Below are 18,406 nucleotides of genomic sequence, written 5' to 3'. Positions count from 1 at the left end.
GTCAGGCCCCCGCGTCAGGCGTTCGGGTCAGGCCTCCGGCTCGGAGATCTCCGCGTACCGCTGCACCCAGGCGTGCATGGCGATCGCCGCGGCGGCGCCCGCGTTGATCGACCGGGTGGAGCCGAACTGGGCGATCGAGCAGACCATCGCCGCGTGCTTGCGGGCCTCCTCCGTGAGGCCCGGGCCCTCCTGCCCGAACAGCAGCACGCAGCGGCGCGGCAGCTCGGTCCGCTCCAGCGGCACGGCGCCGGGGAGGTTGTCGATCCCGATGATCGGCAGCCCCTCGGCGTCCGCCCAGGCGGTCAGCGACTCGGTGTCCGGGTGGTGGCGGACGTGCTGGTACCGGTCGGTGACCATGGCACCGCGCCGGTTCCAGCGCCGCCGGCCCACGATGTGGATCTGCTTCGCCAGGAAGGCGTTGGCGGTCCGGACGACGGAGCCGATGTTGAAGTCGTGGCCCCAGTTCTCCACCGCCACGTGGAAATCATGGCGCCGGGTGTCCAGGTCGGCGACGATCGCCTCGCGCCTCCAGTACCGGTAGCGGTCCACGACATTGCGCCGGTCGCCCTCGGCGAGCAGCTCGGGGTCGTACCGCTCGTCCTCCGGCCACGGCCGGGGGTGCGGGCCGACGCCGATCTCGGGGCCGTAACCGTCGTCGTACTGGAGTGGGGTCTCGCTGCTCACCCCACGAGGGTACGGGGGGCGGGCTCCTCGGTGACGGGCCGCTGTTCCGGCACCTCCCCGGTGCGCGACAGCAGCCGATCCCGGCCGCGCCGGACCCGGGCGCCCAGCCAGACCAGGAAGACGGTCGGCAGGAACACGGCGTCGGCCGCGATCATGGCCAGCGAGAAGAACGGCAGGCCCAGCAGCAGCGCGATGCCCGCGTGCTCCAGCATCATCGCCACCAGCAGGACGTTCTTGACCCGCCGGTTGAACAAGGTGAAGGGGAAGGCGACCTGCACGATCACCGTGCCGTACGTCAGCACCATGACCATCACGCCGCTGGCGGCCAGCAGATCGGACAGGAACGGCCATGGGGTGAAGTAGTCCAGCTTGAGCGGGTAGTACAGCGCCGTGCCGTCCTGCCAGCGCGACCCCTGGATCTTGTACCAGCCGGCCGTGGCGTAGATCAGGCACACCTCGGCCATGATCACGGCGAGCGCGGCGTTGTGGACGAGATTGGCGAGGACGTCGGCCAGGACCCGCGGCTGACCGGGCGCGTACCGGCACACCAGCCACCACAGCCCCTGCGCCGCCCACAGCAGCCACAGCAGTACCAGCAGCCACATCTCGCCGGTCCGGTCGATGAACAGCGTCGCCGCCACCAGCCCGAACGCCAGCACACCCCACAGCACGGGCCCGAGCACATCCCGCCGGGGCTCCGGGCGGGCCGCCCGGCGGGCATCGAGGGACCAGACCTGGCTGCACCGGGTCAGCACGAGGTAGAGGGCCATCAGGTGGATGACGTTGTCGCCGCCGTCGCCCATGAAGATGGAGCGGTTCTGGAGGGAGAGCACGCCCACCATGAAGAGCACCGACATGGTGCGGGTGCGCCAGCCGATCAGCAGCAGGGCGCTGGACAGCACGGCGAGCGCGTACACGGCCTCGAACCACAGGGCGCTGTCCGACCACATCAGGACCGTGAAGGCATGGTTGTTCGCGATGAGCTGCTGGCCCATGTCCCACGCCCAGGGGCCGTCCGGCCCGTACAGCTCATGGCGGTGGGGGAACTCGCGCAGCAGGAACAGCAGCCAGGCGGCGGCGAAGCCGATGCGTACGACGGCGGTCTGGTACGGGCCGAGGGCCGCGCCGGTGACCCGCTGGATGGCGCGGGCGAGCCGGCGGTCGAGCGGCTCGGTACGGGTGCGGGCGGAGGCGCGGACGGGGGTGCTGCTCTGGCTCACTTGTCCGCCTCCGTACGGCCGCCGTCGACACCACCGGGCAGGTCGGCGGCGGTCACGGTCCACCACGGGAGGACCCGGTAGTAGGGCCGGGTGTCGGTCTTCTCGTCACTCCAGACGGGAGCCTCCACGCCCCGCGTGACCGAGCGGAGCTGTATGCGCTCGATCCTGCCGCCGAGCTGGTGCCCTTCGAGCCGCAGCATGGCGATGCGCCGGATGTAGCGCTCGGAGAGCTGACCGCGAAGGCCGTTGGGGCGGTTGTCGTTGGTGTGCGAGTTCACGAAGAAGTCCCAGCCCCTGCGGAGCTCGTTCTGGTTCACATGGCTGGGGAGGGGGTTGCCCCGGATCGCTTCGCCGTCGTCGCCGCTGAGGTCGAACCACCCGGTGGTCCTGCGCCGGCCGTCGTCACCGACGACCTCGGCGCGGGCGTGGACGGCGATGTTCTGCTGGAGCGGGTTGGGGGCGAAGAGCTTCCAGTTCTGCTCGAACTCGGGGAAGACCCAGTCGTCCACGGCCTCGCCGTGCTGCTTGGTGAGCGTGTTCGAGGGCGCGACGTGCAGGAACGCCATCGCCAGATGGACGCAGGCGAACATCCCGACGACTGCGAGCGAGACGGCCGCCACGATCTGGTACGGCAACGACAGTGCGGCTATCCCCACGCCCGGCCCCGGCGGATCCCCGTCCGCCCCGACCGCCAGCGCCCCTTCCCGCTCCCGGTCGGCCCGCTCCCCGGCCCGCTCGTCGTCGGCTCGCTCCACAGCCCCGACGGCCCACCGCGGCCTACCCCCGGACGGCCCGGCCACCCGCGCCCCGCTCCCGGGACGGCTCCCCGATGCGGGGGCGTCCGATGCGGTGGCGCCCGACGGGGCGACCGGCGCGGCGTCCGCACCGGGCGCGGTGCCACTCCCCGGCGCGGAGGCGCCCGTCACGGCGTCCGGCGCGGGGGCGGCGTCCGGGCCGTGCGCGGAGCCCGGCGTTGCGGCACCGGGTGCCGACGGGGCGTCGGAGGCGGGCTTCGCCCGGTCGGCGTAGTCGGGGGCGGTGGATGTGCGGGCGGGTGCCGGCCGGGGCTCGGGTGCCGGTCCGGGGCTGGGTTCCGGGCCGGAGGCGGGGGCGGGCTCAGGGGTGGCCGGAGGGGTCACGGGGGCGGAGCCTTCCGTGTCGGTGGCGCGCTGGGCGCGGCCACCGGCCTCCTTGTCGTACGAGTCCATCCCGCCCCGTCCCCGTTCCCGATCGATCCGCCGGAGTTATCCACAGGGTTGACACCATACGGGCCGCCGACTCACCATTGAAGTCATTCAACCGAACGATCGGTCGGTAGGGGGCCCGATGACGGCAGTGACTGCGGACACGCAGGAGGCGTACGAGGCGGCGTTCGACGCCGCCGTGGCCGCCGACGAGCGGATCGAGCCGCGCGACTGGATGCCGGACGCCTATCGCGCCACACTCGTCCGGCAGATCGCCCAGCACGCCCACTCCGAGATCATCGGCATGCAACCGGAGGCGAACTGGATCACTCGCGCGCCCTCCCTCCGGCGCAAGGCGATCCTGATGGCCAAGGTGCAGGACGAGGCCGGGCACGGGTTGTATCTCTACAGCGCCGCCGAGACCCTCGGCACCGGCCGTGACGAGCTGCTGGACAAGCTCCACACCGGCCGCCAGAAGTACTCCTCGATCTTCAACTACCCCACGCTGACCTGGGCCGACGTCGGCGCCATCGGTTGGCTCGTGGACGGCGCGGCGATCACCAACCAGGTGCCGCTGTGCCGCTGCTCCTACGGCCCCTACGCCCGCGCGATGGTCCGGATCTGCAAGGAGGAGTCGTTCCACCAGCGCCAGGGGTACGAGTCGCTCCTCGCCCTCTCGCGCGGGACGCCCGAGCAGCACGCGATGGCGCAGGACGCGGTGAACCGCTGGTGGTGGCCGTCGCTGATGATGTTCGGCCCGCCGGACGACGAGTCGTCGCACTCGGCGCAGTCCATGGCCTGGAAGATCAAGCGGCACTCGAACGACGAGCTGCGCCAGCGGTTCGTCGACATCTGCGTCCCCCAGGCGGAGACGCTCGGCCTCACCCTCCCCGACCCGGACCTCCGGTGGAACGAGGAGCGCGGGCACTACGACTTCGGTCCCATCGACTGGACCGAGTTCTGGGAAGTCCTCAAGGGCAACGGGCCCTGCAACGAACAGCGCATCACCCAGCGCCGCCGCGCCCACGAGGAAGGCGCCTGGGTCAGGGAGGCCGCGGCTGCGTACGCGGCCAAGCACGGGGAGGCGACGGCATGACGACCAGCGACTGGCCGCTGTGGGAGGTGTTCGTGCGCTCGCGCCGCGGGCTGTCCCACACGCACGCGGGAAGCCTGCATGCGCCGGACGCGCAGATGGCGCTGCGCAACGCCCGTGACCTGTACACCCGCCGCAGTGAGGGTGTCTCCATCTGGGTGGTGCCGTCCGCCGCGATCACCGCTTCCTCGCCCGACGAGAAGGACCCGTTCTTCGAGCCGGCCGCCGACAAGCCCTACCGGCACCCGACCTTCTACGAGGTCCCGGAGGGGGTGAAGAACCTGTGACCGCCACCGTGAGCACCGCCGCCGCGCTCGCCCTCGGCGACGACGCACTGGTGCTGTCGCACCGGCTGGGGGAGTGGGCCAGCCACGCCCCTGTCCTGGAGGAGGAGGTCGCGCTGGCCAACATCGCCCTGGACCTTCTCGGCCAGGCGCGGGTGCTGCTGTCCCTCGTCGGAGACGAGGACGAACTGGCCTACCTGCGCGAGGAGCGGGCGTTCCGCAACATCCAGTTGGTCGAGCAGCCGAACGGCGACTTCGCCCACACCATCGCCCGGCAGTTGTACTTCTCCACCTACCAGCGGCTGCTGTACGGCCGCCTGGCGGCAGCCGGCGCCGCCGACGGCGGTGAGCTGACCGGCCTCGCTGCCAAGGCGGTCAAGGAGGTCGCGTACCACCAGGACCACGCCGAGCAGTGGACGCTGCGCCTGGGCGACGGCACCACCGAGAGCCACGAGCGGATGCAGCGGGCCTGCACGGCGCTGTGGCGCTTCACGGGCGAGCTGTTCCAGCCGGTCGAGGGGCTGGACGTCGACTGGCGGGAGCTCGAGTCGGACTGGCTGGCGTCGGTGACGGCGGTCCTGGAGCGGGCCACGCTCACCGTCCCGGACGGCCCCCGCACGGGAGCGTGGAGCGCCGGTGCGGGTCGTCAGGGCCTGCACACCGAGAGCTTCGGCCGGATGCTCGCCGAGATGCAGCACCTGCACCGCAGCCACCCGGGGGCGTCATGGTGACCGGCACGGCGGAGTTGACGGCGCTGGAGGAAGAGCTGAGCCGGCTGGCCGGTTCGGTGCCCGACCCCGAGCTGCCCGTCCTCACGCTGGAGGAGCTCGGCGTGCTGCGCGGGGTGCACGTCCTCGCGCCCGGCCGGGTCCGCGTCGAGTTGACCCCGACGTACACCGGCTGCCCGGCCGTCGAGGCGATGTCCTCGGACATCGAGCGCGTACTGCACGAGCACGGCATGGCGGAGGTCTCGGTCGTCACGGTCCTCTCCCCCGCCTGGTCGACCGACGACATCAGCGCGGAGGGGCGCCGCAAGCTCGCCGAGTTCGGCATAGCGCCGCCCCGTCACCAGGGCGCCGGCTCCGGTCCGGTGCCGGTCACGCTGGCCATCCGCTGCCCGCACTGCGGCTCGACCGAGACCGAGCTGCTGAGCCGCTTCTCGTCCACCGCCTGCAAGGCGCTGCGCCGCTGCACCGCCTGCCGCGAACCGTTCGACCACTTCAAGGAGTTGTAGATGTTCCATCCGCTCCGCGTGAGCGAGGTCGAGCGGCTCACGGACGACTCGGTCGCCGTCACCTTCGAGGTGCCGCCCGAGCTGAGCGAGGCCTTCCGCCACATCCCCGGCCAGCACCTCGCGCTGCGCCGCGAGAGCACCAGCGGCGAGGAGATCCGCCGTACGTACTCGATCTGCTCACCCGCCGCCCCCGAGGGCGAGGACCCCGTGCTGCGGGTGGGCATCCGGCTGGTGGAGGGCGGCGAGTTCTCCACGTACGCGCTCAAGGAGCTCCAGGTCGGCGACACGGTCGAGGTCATGGAGCCGATGGGCCGGTTCCTGCTGCGTCCGCGGCCCGGGACCTTCGCGGCGATCGTGGGCGGCAGCGGGATCACCCCCGTGCTGTCCATGGCCTCGACGCTGCTGGCCCGCGAACCGGAGGCCCGGTTCTGCCTGATACGCAGTGACCGTACGGCCGCCTCGACGATGTTCCTGGAGGAGGTCGCCGACCTCAAGGACCGGTTCCCCGACCGCTTCCAGCTCGTGACCGTGCTGTCGCGGGAGGAGCAGCAGGCGGGACTGCCGTCCGGGCGGCTGGACCAGGAACGGCTGACCGGGCTACTGCCGGCGCTGCTGCGGGTCGACGAGGTGGACGGCTGGTTCCTCTGCGGTCCGTTCGGTCTGGTCATGGCTGCCGAACGGGCGCTGCGGGGGCTCGGCGTGGACCGGGCCCGTATCCACCAGGAGATCTTCCACGTGGACGACGGTTCGGCGCCGGTGGCCGTACGGGCGGCCGCGATACCCGCGCACGCCACGCTCACCGCGACCCTCGACGGCCGGTCCGGCACCTGGCCGGTGCGCGAGGGGGAGTCGCTGCTGGAGACGGTGCTGCGCAGCCGCGCGGACGCGCCCTACGCCTGCAAGGGCGGGGTCTGCGGCACGTGCCGCGCGTTCCTGGTCAACGGCGAGGTGCGGATGGACCGCAACTACGCGCTGGAGAGCGAGGAGACCGACGCCGGTTACGTACTGGCCTGCCAGTCGCACCCGGTGACACCGGAGGTGGAGCTCGACTTCGACCGCTGAGCCCATTCCCTTCCCCTAGAACCTGTTCTATCTTGACGCTCCGTCAGATGAAGCGGCGCCGGGAGGGGCAGGGCTGTGGACTTCACCTTCAGCGAGGAGCAGCAGGCGGCGGTCGAGGCGGCGAAGGCGGTCTTCTCGGGCGTCGCGCCCGACGGCGTACCGAGCCCCGCGCTCACGCCGGGCGCGGTGGCCGAGGAGTTCGACCGGCCGCTGTGGGCCAGGCTCGCGGCGGCGGACCTGCTGAGTCTGGTGCTGGCGCCCGCGCACGGTGGCGCCGGCTTGGACCCCATCGCGCTCTGCCTGGTGCTGCGCGAGTCGGCCAAGGTGCTGGCCCGGGTGCCGCTGCTGGAGACCAGCGCGGTCGCGATGACCCTGGACCGCCACGGCGACCCGGACATGGCCGCCGAGCTGCTCCCCCGGGTCGGCCGCGGTGACCTGGTGCTCACGGTGGGCGCCAACGGCCGCAGCGGCCACGACCCGGCTGAGCTCGCGGTGACGGCCCGCCGGGACGGTGACTGCTGGGTGCTCGACGGGGTGCAGACGGGCGTCCCGTGGGCGCGGTGCGCGGACCGTGTCGCCATACCGGCGCACACGCCCGAAGGCCGCACGATCATCGCGCTGGTGCCGCCCGCTCACGACGGGCTCACCCTCGCCGACCAGGTCTCCACGAACGGCGAGCTGCTCGCCGAGGCACGGCTCGACTCCGTGCGCCTCACCGCCCCCGAGGTGATCGACGCCGAGGGCGCCTGGGAGTGGCTGCGCGGACTGCTCACCACCGGGACGTGCGCACTGGCGCTGGGCCTCGGGGAGGCCGTGCTCGCGATGACCGCGGCGTACACCGGCAAACGGGAACAGTTCGGGTTCCCGGTCGCGACCTTCCAGGCGGTCGCCGTCCAGGCCGCCGACCGTTACATCGACCTGCGCGCCATGGAGGTCACCCTCTGGCAGGCGGCCTGGCGGATCGGCTCCGGCGCCGCCGGGGCGCTGCCCGCCTCCGGGGACATCGCGGTGGCGAAGATCTGGGCCTCCGAAGGCGTACGGCGGGTCGTGCAGACCGCCCAGCACCTGCACGGCGGCTTCGGCGCCGACACCGACTACCCCCTGCACCGCTACCACGCCTGGGCCAAGCACCTGGAACTCTCACTCGGCCCGGCCGCGGCCCACGAGGAGACCCTCGGCGACCTCCTGGCCGCACACCCCCTGGCCTGACGCCCCCGCTCGGCCCCACCGGCCGCCCACGCCCGTGACCGAGCCGGCCGCCCGCCGCGGTCAAGCGCACCGGTCGGCGCACCCCTCAACCGAGCCCGCCAACGCCTCGCCGACCGCGCCCCGCCGACCGCGCGCACCCGCCCTGCACCGGCCGACCGCGCGCACCCACTCGTAGGCACCGACCGACCGCGCCCGCCCAACCGAGCCGACCAGCCGACCAGCCGACCACCGACCAGCCGACCGCCCGCGGCTAGAGCACGAAGGCCGGGCTGCCGTTGTCGGTGACGATGGGGCGGCCGGCGCCTTCCCAGGCGAGCATGCCGCCGTCGATGTTCACGGCGTCGATGCCCTGCTGGACCAGGTACTGGGTCACCTGGGCCGACCGGCCACCGACGCGGCACATGACGTAGGCGCGGCGACCGTCGGCGACCGCTTCGGTCACCTCACCGAACCGGGCCACGAAGTCGCTCATCGGCACGTGCAGGGCGCCCTCGACGTGCCCGGCCGCCCACTCGTCGGCCTCACGGACGTCGAGCACAAGCCCGTCGGCCGGGACGGACGCGACGTCCACGGTGGGCAGCGGTGCGAAGTTCATGGATCAGGCCTTCTTTCGTCGGTGCGCTGGTCGATGGGGCTACCTTCCGACGCTACTGCACAAGCGCGGCCAGCTCCGCCTCACGCTCGGCGACCTGCGCCAGCAGTTGCTCGGCGACCTCCTCCAGCAGCCGGTCCGGGTCGTCGGGCGCCATCCGCAGCATCGCGCCGATCGCGCTGTCCTCCAGGTCCCGCGCGACCACGGTCAGCAGTTCCTTGCGCCGGGCCAGCCATTCGAGCCTGGCGTACAGCTCCTCGCTCTCGCTGAGCCGTGTGGCCGCCGGCGCCGGACCCGCCGCCCATTCCTCGGACAGCTCCCGCAGCAGGGCCTCGTCCCCACGCCCGTACGCGGCGTTGACGCGGGTGATGAACTCCTCGCGCCGCTCCCGCTCCTTCTCGTCGCGCGCCAGGTCGGGGTGCGCCTTGCGGGCCAGCTCGCGGTACAGCTTGCGCGCCTCGTCGCTGGGCCGCACCCGCCGGGGCGGCTGCACCTGCCGATCGGTGAGCATCGCGGCGGCCTCGGGCGGCAGGCCGTCGGAGTCCATCCAGTCGCCGAACAGCTCGTCGACGCCCGGCATCGGCATCACCAGCGCCCGCGCGGACTGCGCCTTGCGCACATCCTCCGGATCTCCGGTACGGGCGGCCCTGGCCTCCGCGATCAGCGCGTCCAGCTCGTCCAGCCGTGTGTACATCGGGCCGAGCTTCTGGTGGTGCAGCCGGGAGAAGTTCTCCACCTCCACCCGGAACGTCTCCACCGCGATCTCGAACTCGATCAGTGCCTGTTCCGCCGCGCGCACCGCTCGTTCCAGCCGCGCCTCCGGGCGCTCGGCCTCGTCGGCCGCGCCGGAAGCCGCGCCGGAAGCCGCGCCGGAGGCGGCGTCGGGGGTGGGAGCACCGGTCACGTCGTCGTTCGGGGTCGTCACCCGACCAGCGTACGGGCGAGCGGGCCCCGCCCGTCACACCCCCAGCTCGGCGGCTATGCGCCCGCTCCTGACCGCCGTCAGCAGATCGGCGTGGTCCGCCTCCGTCCGGTCCGCGTACGCCACGGCGAACCGGGCCATCGCCTCGTCGAGCTCGTCGTTCTTGCCGCAGTATCCGGCGATCAGCCTGGGGTCGGCGCTGTGCGCGTGTGCCCGGGCCAGCAGGGCCCCGGTCATCCGCCCGTAGTCGTCGACCTGGTCGGCGGCCAGCGCGGCCGGGTCGACGCTCCCCTTGCGGTTGCGGAACTGCCGCACCTGGTACGGCCTGCCCTCGACCGTCGTCCAGCCCAGCAGGTTGTCGCTGACGACCTGCATGCGCTTCTGCCCGAGGACCACGCGCCGCCCCTCGTGCGCCACCTCCGCCACCGGGAAGCCCACCCGCGGCAGGTACGGCAGCAGCGCCGACGGCCGCGCCTCCTTCACCTGGAGCACCAGCGGCTCACCCCGGTGGTCCAGCAGCAGCACCACGTACGAACGCGTCCCCACGCTCCCGGTGCCCACCACCCGGAACGCCACGTCGTGGATCGCGTACCGCGCCAGCAGCGGCAGCCGGTCCTCCGGCAGCGTCTCCACGTACGCGCCCAGCGACGCGGCCACCGCCGCGGCCTCCTCGTCCGGCACCCGGCGCAGCACCGGCGGCGCGTCCACGAACCGCCGCCCGCCGTCCGGGCACTCCTCCGTCGCCTTGGCGGCGAACCGGGCGCTGGTGTTGCCCCGCGCCTTCTCCGCCACCCGCTCCAGCGTGCCGAGCAGGTCCCGGGCATCGGTGTGCGAGACGAGCTCCTCGTCGGCGATCGCGTTCCAGGCGTCCAGTACCGGCAGCCTGGCCAGCAGCCGCATGGTCCGCCGGTAGGCGCCCACCGCGTCGAACGCCGCCGCCCGGCACACGTCCTCGTCCGCGCCCGCCTCCCGCCCGGCGAGCACCAGCGACGTCGCCAGCCGCTTGACGTCCCACTCCCAGGGGCCGGCCACGGTCTCGTCGAAGTCGTTCAGGTCGATGACGAGCCGGCCGCGCGCGTCGCCGTACAGCCCGAAGTTCGCCGCGTGCGCGTCCCCGCATATCTGCGCGCCGATCCCGGTGACCGGCGTACCCGCCAGGTCGTGCGCCATCAGCCCGGCGGCGCCGCGCAGGAAGGCGAACGGCGTGGCGGCCATCCTGCCCACGCGTATCGGCGCCAGCCCCGGCACCCGGCCCCGGCTCGACTCCTCCACCGCCCGCACGGCATCCGGCCGCCCTGGCACCAACCGCAGCGAGCCGTGCGACGACCGGGGCACCTTCTCCCGCAGCGCCTTGCCCCGCTCCTTGGGCGAACCCGCCGCACCCCGCTCACCGTCCACGGCAGCGGCGAACCCCGGCACCACCGGTATGCGCGCACCGCCACCGCCGACACCACGCTGCGCCGGCACCGCCGTCCGGATGTCACCCATGAGTCCCGCCCCCGTCGACCATCGCCCAGTGGCCCCCGGCCCAGTGGCCGGGCCGCCAATCGCCAAGTTGCCCCAGACGGTACCGCCGCCCCCGGCCACCCGTCCCCGCCTGTGGATAACGGCGCGCAGCCGCGGTACCCGGGACGATCGAAGGGGCAAGGGCGGAGACGATCCAAGGGGCGAGGGCGGAGGTGACCCCCAGATGCCAGCCGGACGCTCAGTCGGGCGCACAGCCGGACGCTCGGTCGGACGCTCGGTCGGACGCTCGGTCGGACGCTCGGTCGGACGTGACGAGTCGGTCGACACCATCCAGCGCGAGCTGACCGCGTTCGCCCGCCGCGCCCGCGCCACGGCCGCGCGGCTCCACCCCGAGCTGTCGCTCGTCTCGTACACGCTGCTGACGCACATCGACGAGCAGCACGGCTGCCGCGCCACGGACCTCGCCGCCCACTACATGCTCGACAAGTCGACCGTGAGCCGGCAGGTCGCCACCCTTGAGAAGCTCGGGCTCGTCGAGCGCCGCCCCGACCCCGCCGACCACCGCGTCCAGGTGCTGCACCCCACCGAGGCGGGCACCCGGGCCCTGTCCTCCACCCACGCCAGCCGCCGCGCCGCCTACCGGGAACGTCTCGCGGACTGGTCCACGGAGGACCTCGACCGCTTCGCGGCCTACCTCCTCCGCTACAACCGCAACGCCTGAGAGCTTCCTCACACCCCGTCGGCCAGGAACACCCCGCCGACCCGACACTGCCCGAACACAGCAGAACGGGTGGCATCGTGATCGATGCCACCCGTTCCTGGTGGTGCGCGAGGGGGGAGTTGAACCCCCACGCCCTTGCGGGCACTGGAACCTGAATCCAGCGCGTCTGCCTATTCCGCCACCCGCGCATTGGGTGTTGCCGCTTGGTTCCCCACCGGTTTCCCGGTGCGATCGCCTGGCGACATCTGAAGATTAGCACGCCGCTGGAGGTGGATTCACATCCGTTTGTTTCGGGCACCCCGACGGCGAACAGAGAGGGGTAAGGGGAGAGGGAGCCGACGCGGAACCGGAACCCACACCCCGACCCGCCCGCACAACCGCCCGCCCGCACGACCGCCCGACCCGCACAGCCCACACCCCAGCCCGCCCGCACCACGGCCCCACCCGCACGACCGCACGACCGCACGACCCGCACGACCCGCACGACCCGCACGACAGGGAACGGCTTCGCGCCGTACCCACTCCTCCAGGGTGCACCTCAGGTGCGGGACACTGTCTGGAGGGCGCCTCTACGATCCCTGTGAGAGGTGACACTCGTCCACAGGCCAGAGAAGGGGAACCAGCCGATTTCCCGACGCGTGGATACGATCAGTAAGCAGTACCAGGACGGCAACGACGGAGGAGGTGCCCCATGGGAGTCCTGAAGCGTTTCGAGCAGCGTCTCGAAGGTCTGGTCAACGGCACCTTCGCCAAGGTCTTCAAGTCCGAGGTCCAGCCCGTCGAGATCGCGGGCGCCCTCCAGCGCGAGTGCGACAACAACGCCTCGATCTGGAACCGCGACCGTACGGTCGTCCCCAACGACTTCATCGTGGAACTGAGCGCGCCGGACTACGAGCGCCTCAGCCCGTACTCGGGTCAGCTCAGCGACGAGCTCTCGGGCCTGGTGCGCGACTACGCCAAGCAGCAGCGGTACACCTTCATGGGGCCGATCAAGGTCCACCTGGAGAAGGCGGACGACCTCGACACGGGTCTGTACCGGGTACGCAGCCGGACGCTCGCGTCGAGTACGTCACAGTCGCAGGCCCCGGCCGGTCCCGCGGGCCACGCCGGACACGCCGGTCACGCCGCGCCGCCGCCCGCCGGACGTCCCGGTGGGTACGGCTACCCTCCGGCCGGTGCCCCTCCGATGCCGGCGGCCCCGCCGCCCGGTATGAACCGTCCGCCCGCCGCCGGCCGCCCGCCGGGCCCGGCGGCACCCATGCCCGGCGCCCAGGTGCGCCGCTGGATCGAGATCAATGGCACCCGCCATCAGATCTCCCGCCCGACGCTGGTGCTGGGCCGCAGCACCGAGGCCGACGTGCGGATCGACGACCCCGGCGTATCGCGCCGTCACTGCGAGATCCGGACCGGAACGCCCTCGACGATCCAGGATCTCGGGTCCACCAACGGCATCGTGGTGGACGGGCAGCACACCACCCGCGCTACGCTCCGCGACGGCTCGCGGATCGTCGTGGGCAGTACCACCATCGTTTACCGGCAAGCCGAAGGGTGAAGCGGGGGCAATGTCAGAGCTGACCCTCACGGTCATGCGGTTGGGTTTCCTCGCCGTACTGTGGCTGTTCGTCATCGTGGCCGTTCAGGTCATCCGCAGCGACCTGTTCGGTACGCGCGTCACGCAGCGGGGTTCGCGCCGCGAGGGCGCGCGTCCGCAGCAGGCCGCCCGCCAGCAGGCCGCGCCGCCGCAGCAGCGCCAGCAGTCCGGCCGCCAGCGGCGCGGGGCCCCGACCAAGCTGGTCGTCTCCGAGGGCACCCTCACGGGCACCACGGTCGCCCTCCAGGGCCAGACGATCACCCTGGGCCGTGCGCACGACTCCACGATCGTCCTGGACGACGACTACGCGTCCAGCAGGCATGCCAGGATCTACCCGGACCGTGACGGCCAGTGGATCGTCGAGGATCTCGGGTCCACCAACGGCACGTATCTCGACCGGACCCGACTCACCACCCCGACACCCATTCCGCTGGGCGCGCCGATCCGCATCGGCAAGACCGTCATCGAGCTGCGGAAGTAGTACGACAATGAGCGAGCGGAGCGAGCGAGCCGCAGCGGTGCCCACAGGTGACCGGCACAGGCTCCCGACCGGAGGGTGGGCAGTGTGGCTCGAGACCGGCTGTACCCGGAGGCGTCGGAGTCGACAGGGCAGGTGCGCATGAGTCTGTCACTGCGTTTCGCCGCCGGATCGCACAAGGGCATGATCCGCGAGGGCAACGAGGACTCGGGGTACGCCGGTCCCCGCCTGCTCGCGATCGCCGACGGCATGGGCGGCCAGGCCGCCGGTGAGGTCGCCTCCTCCGAGGTGATCTCCACGCTCGTCACGCTCGACGACGACGTGCCCGGCTCCGACATCCTCACCTCGCTCGGTACGGCGGTGCAGCGCGCCAACGACCAGCTCCGGCTGATGGTCGAGGAGGACCCGCAGCTCGAGGGCATGGGCACCACCCTGACCGCCCTGCTGTGGACGGGTCAGCGGCTCGGCCTGGTCCACGTCGGCGACTCCCGCGCGTACCTGCTGCGCGACGGCGTCCTGACGCAGATCACCCAGGACCACACGTGGGTGCAGCGCCTCGTCGACGAGGGCCGCATCACCGAGGAGGAGGCCACCACCCACCCGCAGCGCTCCCTGCTGATGCGCGCGCTGGGCAGTGGCGACCACGTCGAGCCCGACCTCTCCATCCGGGAGGTACGGGCCGGAGACCGGTACCTGATCTGCTCCGACGGCCTGTCCGGCGTCGTCTCCCACCAGACGATGGAGGAGACCCTCGCCAGCTACCAGGGCCCGCAGGAGACCGTCCAGGACCTGATCCAGCTCGCGCTGCGCGGCGGCGGCCCGGACAACATCACCGTGATCGTCGCGGACGTCCTCGACGTCGACGGCGGCGACACCCTCGCCGGTCAGCTCAGCGACACGCCGGTCATCGTGGGCGCGGTCGCCGAGAACCAGCAGCAGCTCAACGACGGCGGCGCCATGGAGACCCCGGCGGGCCGTGCCGCCGGTCTCGGCCGCCAGGCCCCGCAGCCGCCCGGCGGCGGGTTCGGCCCGCCCGGCAGCGGCGACGACCTCGGGTACGGCGGCATGCCGCCGGAGGGCGGCTTCGGCGCGTACAGCGACGAGGACTTCACCAAGCCGCGCAGTGGCCGCAAGTGGCTGAAGAGATCGTTCTTCATCGTGCTCGCCCTCGCCGTGGTCGGCGGCGCGACGTACGGCGGCTACCGCTGGACCCAGACCCAGTACTACGTCGGCACCAAGGACGAGCACGTCGCGCTCTACCGCGGCATCAGCCAGGACCTGGCGTGGGTCTCGCTCTCGAAGGTCGAGAAGGACCACCCCGAGATCGAACTCAAGTACCTCCCCGACTACCAGCGCAAGCAGGTCGAGGAGACCATCGCCGGCGGCAGCCTCGACAAGGCCCAGGACAAGATCGAGGAGCTCGCCGTCCAGGCGTCCGCCTGCAAGAAGCAGGAGCAGCGCCAGGCGGCGGCCGACCGGGTGCCGGCCGCGCCTCCCGGGGAGGGCCAGGCCGGCGGCACGACCGGCCTGCCGACCGAACCCACGCCGAAGCCCACCACCAGCACCGCAGCCACTCCCACTCCGGGCCCCACCCTCTCGGAGGAGGAGCAGAAGCTGGCCTCGAACTGCGGCAAGAGCTAAGCACCCGTAGGGGGGCCTTTCACCACCATGAGCGTTGTCACCAACACGACCACCATCGGCGCGATCGACCTGCCGAGCCGCCGGAACACCGAACTGGCGCTGCTCGGCTTCGCCGTCGCCATCCCGGTGTTCGCCTACCTCAACGTGGGCCTCGCCATCGACGGCAAGGTCCCGGCGGGCATGCTCGGCTACGGCATCGGGCTGGGCCTGCTGGCCGGCATCGCCCACCTGCTGGTGCGGAGGTTCGCGAAGTACGCGGACCCGATCCTGCTGCCGCTGGCGACACTGCTCAACGGGCTCGGCCTGGTGCTGATCTGGCGGCTGGACCAGTCGCCGCGCATCATCGCGCGGTACGACACCTTCACGCCGGACGCGCCCAAGCAGCTCATGTACTCCGCGATCGGCGTCGCGCTGTTCCTGCTGGTGCTGATGTTCCTGAAGGACCACCGCGTCCTCCAGCGCTACACGTACATCTCCATGGTGGTGGCGGTCGTCCTGCTGCTGCTCCCCCTGGTGCCGGGTCTCGGCTCGGACGTCTTCGGCGCCAAGATCTGGATCAAGGTCGGGCCGTTCTCCATCCAGCCCGGTGAGTTCGCGAAGATCGTGATCGCGGTCTTCTTCTCCGGCTACCTGATGGTCAAGCGGGACGCCCTGGCCCTGGCCAGCCGCCGTTTCATGGGGCTCTACCTGCCCCGCGGCCGTGACCTCGGCCCCATCCTCACCATCTGGGCCGTCAGCCTGCTCATCCTGGTCTTCGAGAACGACCTCGGTACGTCGCTGCTGTTCTTCGGCATGTTCGTGATCATGCTGTACGTGGCGACCGAGCGGACGAGCTGGATCATCATGGGTCTGCTGATGGCGGTGGGCGGCGCGGTGGTCGTCGGCTCGACCGCCACCCACGTCAAGTCCCGTGTCGCCGCGTGGCTCGACCCCTTCGGGTGCATCAAGACGGCCCCCGAGGGCTCCAACATGGCCGCCGCCTGCGACCAGATGACCCAGGTGCTGATGTCCTTCGGGTCCGGCGGCACCCTCGGCACGGGTCTCGGCCAGGGCAATTCCGACCTGATCGGCTTCGCCGCCAACTCCGACTTCATCTTCGCCACCGTCGGCGAGGAGCTCGGCCTGGCCGGCGTGATGGCGTTCCTGCTGATGTACGCGCTGATCGTCGAGCGAGGCATCCGTACCGCGCTCGCCGCCCGCGACCCGTTCGGCAAGCTGCTGGCGATGGGCCTGTCCGGGGCCTTCGCCCTCCAGATCTTCGTCGTCGCCGGCGGCGTCATGGGCCTCATCCCGCTGACCGGTATGACCATGCCGTTCCTCGCGTACGGCGGTTCCTCCGTGATCGCCAACTGGGCGCTGATCGCGATCCTGCTCCGGATCAGCGACACCGCCCGCCGTCCCGCGCCGGCACCCGCCCCGTCCCCCGACGCCGAGATGACCCAGGTGGTCCGACCGTGAACAAGCCCCTGCGCCATGTCGCGATCTTCTGCGGCCTGCTGGTGCTCGCCCTCCTCATCCGGGACAACTGGATCCAGTACGTCCGCGCCGGCGAACTCAGCTCCCACGAGAAGAACCGCCGGGTGACCATCGAGCGGTACGCCAACCCGCGCGGCAACATCATCGTGGACGGCAAGCCGATCACCGGTTCCGTCGACTCCAAGGACCCCTTCTACCGGTACAAGCGCACCTACGTGGACGGCCCCATGTGGGCGCCCGTCACCGGGTACGCCTCGCAGGCGTTCGACGCCAACCAGCTCGAGAAGCTCGAGGACGGCATCCTCACCGGCAACGACGACCGGCTGTTCTTCGACCGCACCATGTCGATGTTCACCGGCGAGAAGAAGAAGGGCGGCGACGTCGTCACCACCCTCAGCGGCGCCGCCCAGAAGGCCGCCTTCGAGGGCCTCGGTGACAAGAAGGGCGCCGTCGCCGCGATCGAGCCGTCGACCGGCAAGATCCTGGCGCTGGCGTCGACCCCCTCGTACGACCCGTCCTCCTTCGCCGGTTACCACGACAAGGACGCCAAGGCGTGGCAGGCGCTGGAGAAGGACAAGGACAAGCCGAAGCAGAACCGCGCGCTGCGCGAGATCTACCCGCCCGGCTCCACCTTCAAGGTGCTGACGGCCGCCGCGGCGCTGGAGCACGGCAAGGTCACCGACATCAACGCGGCGACCGATACGCCCGAGCCGTACCTCCTGCCCGACACGACCACGCCGATGAAGAACCACGCCCGGGGCTGCGAGAACGCCACCCTGATGTACGCGATGGAGTGGTCCTGCAACTCGGTCTTCGCCAAGCTCGGCCATGAGGTCGGCCGCGACAACATGGTGAAGTTCGCGGAGAAGTTCGGCTTCAACAACGCGGAGATCGACACCCCGGTCCGCGCCTCCATGTCCGTCTACGACAAGAACATGGACCGGCCGCAGAACGCGCTGTCCTCCATCGGCCAGTTCAACACCGCGACCACCCCGCTCCAGATGGCCATGGTCGCCGCGGCGATCGCCAACGACGGCAAGCTGATGAAGCCGTACATGGTGGACGAGCTGCGCTCCCCGGACCTGGACGTGCTGGAGAAGCACGAGCCGGAGGAGATGAGCCAGCCGATGTCGGCGAAGACGGCTCAGCTCGTCCAGCAGATGATGGAGAGCGTCGTCGACAACGGCACCGGTAGCTCCGCGAAGATCCGCGGCGTGAAGGTCGGCGGCAAGACCGGTACCGCCCAGCACGGCGAGCTGAACAAGGCCCGCCCGTACGCCTGGTTCATCTCGTACGCCAAGACCGACAGCGGCTCCCCGGTCGCCGTCGCCGTCGTGGTCGAGGACTCCAAGGCCACCCGTGACGACATCAGCGGTGGCGGCCTGGCCGGGCCCATCGCCCACGATGTGATGAAGGCGGTACTCGACAGCAAGAAGTGACGCGCGAGCCGCGGCCGCACCTGAGTGCCGGTGTGTACCGGTCCCGTATCAGGTAGTGGTCGCGGTCCGATCGACTTCCCGTGGCCGGTAGCGTATGCGCGAACAGCAC

The 18,406-nt window shown here is 71.6% G+C and carries 18 protein-coding genes and 1 tRNA gene; 12 read left to right on the top strand and 7 right to left on the bottom strand.

The window, feature by feature from the left end:
- Positions 1 to 27 precede the first annotated feature (27 nt).
- From ACZ46W_RS16625 to ACZ46W_RS16615, 3 genes are read right to left on the bottom strand one after another with little or no spacing between them, the layout of a single operon-like run.
- Complete coding sequence (locus tag ACZ46W_RS16625; protein WP_468337693.1) at positions 28 to 684, bottom strand: TrmH family RNA methyltransferase; 657 nt, start codon at positions 682 to 684, stop codon at positions 28 to 30.
- Positions 681 to 1,904, bottom strand: coding sequence for an HTTM domain-containing protein (locus ACZ46W_RS16620; protein WP_468337691.1), 1,224 nt, complete (start codon positions 1,902 to 1,904; stop codon positions 681 to 683). The genes ACZ46W_RS16625 and ACZ46W_RS16620 overlap by 4 nt, the downstream gene beginning before the upstream one ends.
- Positions 1,901 to 3,112: a DUF5819 family protein gene (locus ACZ46W_RS16615; RefSeq protein WP_468337688.1), complete on the bottom strand. Its 1,212-nt coding sequence runs from the start codon at positions 3,110 to 3,112 to the stop codon at positions 1,901 to 1,903. Before ACZ46W_RS16615 ends, ACZ46W_RS16620 begins: the two co-directional genes overlap by 4 nt.
- A 118-nt stretch (positions 3,113 to 3,230) precedes the next feature.
- Between ACZ46W_RS16615 and paaA the strand changes: the two genes are divergently transcribed.
- The 6 genes from paaA to ACZ46W_RS16585 all read left to right on the top strand — a co-directional run bounded on the left by paaA (position 3,231) and on the right by ACZ46W_RS16585 (position 7,970).
- Entirely contained in the window at positions 3,231 to 4,184 is a 954-nt protein-coding gene (gene paaA / locus ACZ46W_RS16610) for a 1,2-phenylacetyl-CoA epoxidase subunit PaaA (RefSeq protein WP_468337685.1), read from the top strand.
- Positions 4,181 to 4,468 (top strand): 1,2-phenylacetyl-CoA epoxidase subunit PaaB, encoded by a 288-nt coding sequence (paaB, locus tag ACZ46W_RS16605; protein ID WP_468337682.1) that lies wholly within the window; start codon positions 4,181 to 4,183, stop codon positions 4,466 to 4,468. The genes paaA and paaB overlap by 4 nt, the downstream gene beginning before the upstream one ends.
- Positions 4,465 to 5,196 (top strand): 1,2-phenylacetyl-CoA epoxidase subunit PaaC, encoded by a 732-nt coding sequence (gene paaC, locus ACZ46W_RS16600; RefSeq protein WP_468337679.1) that lies wholly within the window; start codon positions 4,465 to 4,467, stop codon positions 5,194 to 5,196. The genes paaB and paaC overlap by 4 nt, the downstream gene beginning before the upstream one ends.
- Positions 5,190 to 5,699 carry a 1,2-phenylacetyl-CoA epoxidase subunit PaaD gene (paaD, locus tag ACZ46W_RS16595; RefSeq protein ID WP_468337676.1) on the top strand — a complete coding sequence of 170 codons (510 nt, stop codon included), beginning with the start codon at positions 5,190 to 5,192 and terminating at the stop codon, positions 5,697 to 5,699. Before paaC ends, paaD begins: the two co-directional genes overlap by 7 nt.
- On the top strand, positions 5,700 to 6,761 hold the full coding sequence (locus ACZ46W_RS16590) for a 2Fe-2S iron-sulfur cluster-binding protein (RefSeq protein WP_468337673.1): 1,062 nt from the start codon (positions 5,700 to 5,702) through the stop codon (positions 6,759 to 6,761).
- Positions 6,762 to 6,836: 75 nt separating this feature from the next.
- Positions 6,837 to 7,970 (top strand): acyl-CoA dehydrogenase family protein, encoded by a 1,134-nt coding sequence (locus tag ACZ46W_RS16585; protein WP_468337670.1) that lies wholly within the window; start codon positions 6,837 to 6,839, stop codon positions 7,968 to 7,970.
- 250 nt (positions 7,971 to 8,220) lie between these two features.
- On the opposite strand, the gene ACZ46W_RS16580 is transcribed toward ACZ46W_RS16585, so the two are convergent.
- Genes ACZ46W_RS16580 through ACZ46W_RS16570 form a run of 3 tightly spaced genes read right to left on the bottom strand, consistent with a single transcriptional unit; the run spans position 8,221 to position 10,972 of the window.
- Positions 8,221 to 8,565 carry a rhodanese-like domain-containing protein gene (locus ACZ46W_RS16580; RefSeq protein WP_468337667.1) on the bottom strand — a complete coding sequence of 115 codons (345 nt, stop codon included), beginning with the start codon at positions 8,563 to 8,565 and terminating at the stop codon, positions 8,221 to 8,223.
- Between the two features lie 52 nt (positions 8,566 to 8,617).
- A complete protein-coding gene (locus ACZ46W_RS16575; protein ID WP_468337664.1) occupies positions 8,618 to 9,487 on the bottom strand; it encodes a hypothetical protein in 870 nt (289 codons plus the stop codon).
- A gap of 33 nt (positions 9,488 to 9,520) precedes the next feature.
- Positions 9,521 to 10,972, bottom strand: coding sequence for a DUF2252 domain-containing protein (locus ACZ46W_RS16570; RefSeq protein ID WP_468337660.1), 1,452 nt, complete (start codon positions 10,970 to 10,972; stop codon positions 9,521 to 9,523).
- Between the two features lie 202 nt (positions 10,973 to 11,174).
- On the opposite strand from ACZ46W_RS16570, the gene ACZ46W_RS16565 reads away from it, so the two are divergent.
- Complete coding sequence (locus ACZ46W_RS16565) at positions 11,175 to 11,672, top strand: MarR family winged helix-turn-helix transcriptional regulator (RefSeq protein ID WP_468337657.1); 498 nt, start codon at positions 11,175 to 11,177, stop codon at positions 11,670 to 11,672.
- A 101-nt stretch (positions 11,673 to 11,773) separates the two neighbouring features.
- Here ACZ46W_RS16565 and ACZ46W_RS16560 read toward each other — a convergent pair.
- Positions 11,774 to 11,860 (bottom strand) — tRNA-Leu (locus ACZ46W_RS16560).
- Positions 11,861 to 12,363: 503 nt separating this feature from the next.
- On the opposite strand from ACZ46W_RS16560, the gene ACZ46W_RS16555 reads away from it, so the two are divergent.
- The 5 genes from ACZ46W_RS16555 (at position 12,364) to ACZ46W_RS16535 (ending at position 18,297) form a co-directional block, all read left to right on the top strand.
- Entirely contained in the window at positions 12,364 to 13,224 is an 861-nt protein-coding gene (locus ACZ46W_RS16555; protein ID WP_468337654.1) for an FhaA domain-containing protein, read from the top strand.
- A gap of 10 nt (positions 13,225 to 13,234) precedes the next feature.
- On the top strand, positions 13,235 to 13,744 hold the full coding sequence (locus ACZ46W_RS16550) for an FHA domain-containing protein FhaB/FipA (protein WP_468337651.1): 510 nt from the start codon (positions 13,235 to 13,237) through the stop codon (positions 13,742 to 13,744).
- 138 nt (positions 13,745 to 13,882) lie between these two features.
- Positions 13,883 to 15,382 (top strand): Stp1/IreP family PP2C-type Ser/Thr phosphatase, encoded by a 1,500-nt coding sequence (locus tag ACZ46W_RS16545; protein WP_468337648.1) that lies wholly within the window; start codon positions 13,883 to 13,885, stop codon positions 15,380 to 15,382.
- Between the two features lie 27 nt (positions 15,383 to 15,409).
- A complete protein-coding gene (locus ACZ46W_RS16540) occupies positions 15,410 to 16,840 on the top strand; it encodes an FtsW/RodA/SpoVE family cell cycle protein (RefSeq protein ID WP_382665554.1) in 1,431 nt (476 codons plus the stop codon).
- A complete protein-coding gene (locus tag ACZ46W_RS16535; protein ID WP_468337645.1) occupies positions 16,837 to 18,297 on the top strand; it encodes a peptidoglycan D,D-transpeptidase FtsI family protein in 1,461 nt (486 codons plus the stop codon). Before ACZ46W_RS16540 ends, ACZ46W_RS16535 begins: the two co-directional genes overlap by 4 nt.
- The last annotated feature ends 109 nt before the right edge of the window (positions 18,298 to 18,406 follow it).

The sequence above is a fragment of the Streptomyces sp. NPDC031064 genome (assembly GCF_055570965.1).
This window is presented reverse-complemented; position numbering and strand designations above follow the sequence as displayed.

Bases quoted from the DNA above. Each gene is read 5' to 3' on its own strand.
- ACZ46W_RS16615 (WP_468337688.1), bottom strand. From the start codon at position 3,112: ATGGACTCGTACGACAAGGAGGCCGGTGGCCGCGCCCAGCGCGCCACC.
- paaA (WP_468337685.1), top strand. From the start codon at position 3,231: ATGACGGCAGTGACTGCGGACACGCAGGAGGCGTACGAGGCGGCGTTC.
- paaB (WP_468337682.1), top strand. From the start codon at position 4,181: ATGACGACCAGCGACTGGCCGCTGTGGGAGGTGTTCGTGCGCTCGCGC.
- paaD (WP_468337676.1), top strand. From the start codon at position 5,190: ATGGTGACCGGCACGGCGGAGTTGACGGCGCTGGAGGAAGAGCTGAGC.
- ACZ46W_RS16590 (WP_468337673.1), top strand. From the start codon at position 5,700: ATGTTCCATCCGCTCCGCGTGAGCGAGGTCGAGCGGCTCACGGACGAC.
- ACZ46W_RS16580 (WP_468337667.1), bottom strand. From the start codon at position 8,565: ATGAACTTCGCACCGCTGCCCACCGTGGACGTCGCGTCCGTCCCGGCC.
- ACZ46W_RS16570 (WP_468337660.1), bottom strand. From the start codon at position 10,972: ATGGGTGACATCCGGACGGCGGTGCCGGCGCAGCGTGGTGTCGGCGGT.
- ACZ46W_RS16565 (WP_468337657.1), top strand. From the start codon at position 11,175: ATGCCAGCCGGACGCTCAGTCGGGCGCACAGCCGGACGCTCGGTCGGA.
- ACZ46W_RS16555 (WP_468337654.1), top strand. From the start codon at position 12,364: ATGGGAGTCCTGAAGCGTTTCGAGCAGCGTCTCGAAGGTCTGGTCAAC.
- ACZ46W_RS16550 (WP_468337651.1), top strand. From the start codon at position 13,235: ATGTCAGAGCTGACCCTCACGGTCATGCGGTTGGGTTTCCTCGCCGTA.
- ACZ46W_RS16545 (WP_468337648.1), top strand. From the start codon at position 13,883: ATGAGTCTGTCACTGCGTTTCGCCGCCGGATCGCACAAGGGCATGATC.
- ACZ46W_RS16540 (WP_382665554.1), top strand. From the start codon at position 15,410: ATGAGCGTTGTCACCAACACGACCACCATCGGCGCGATCGACCTGCCG.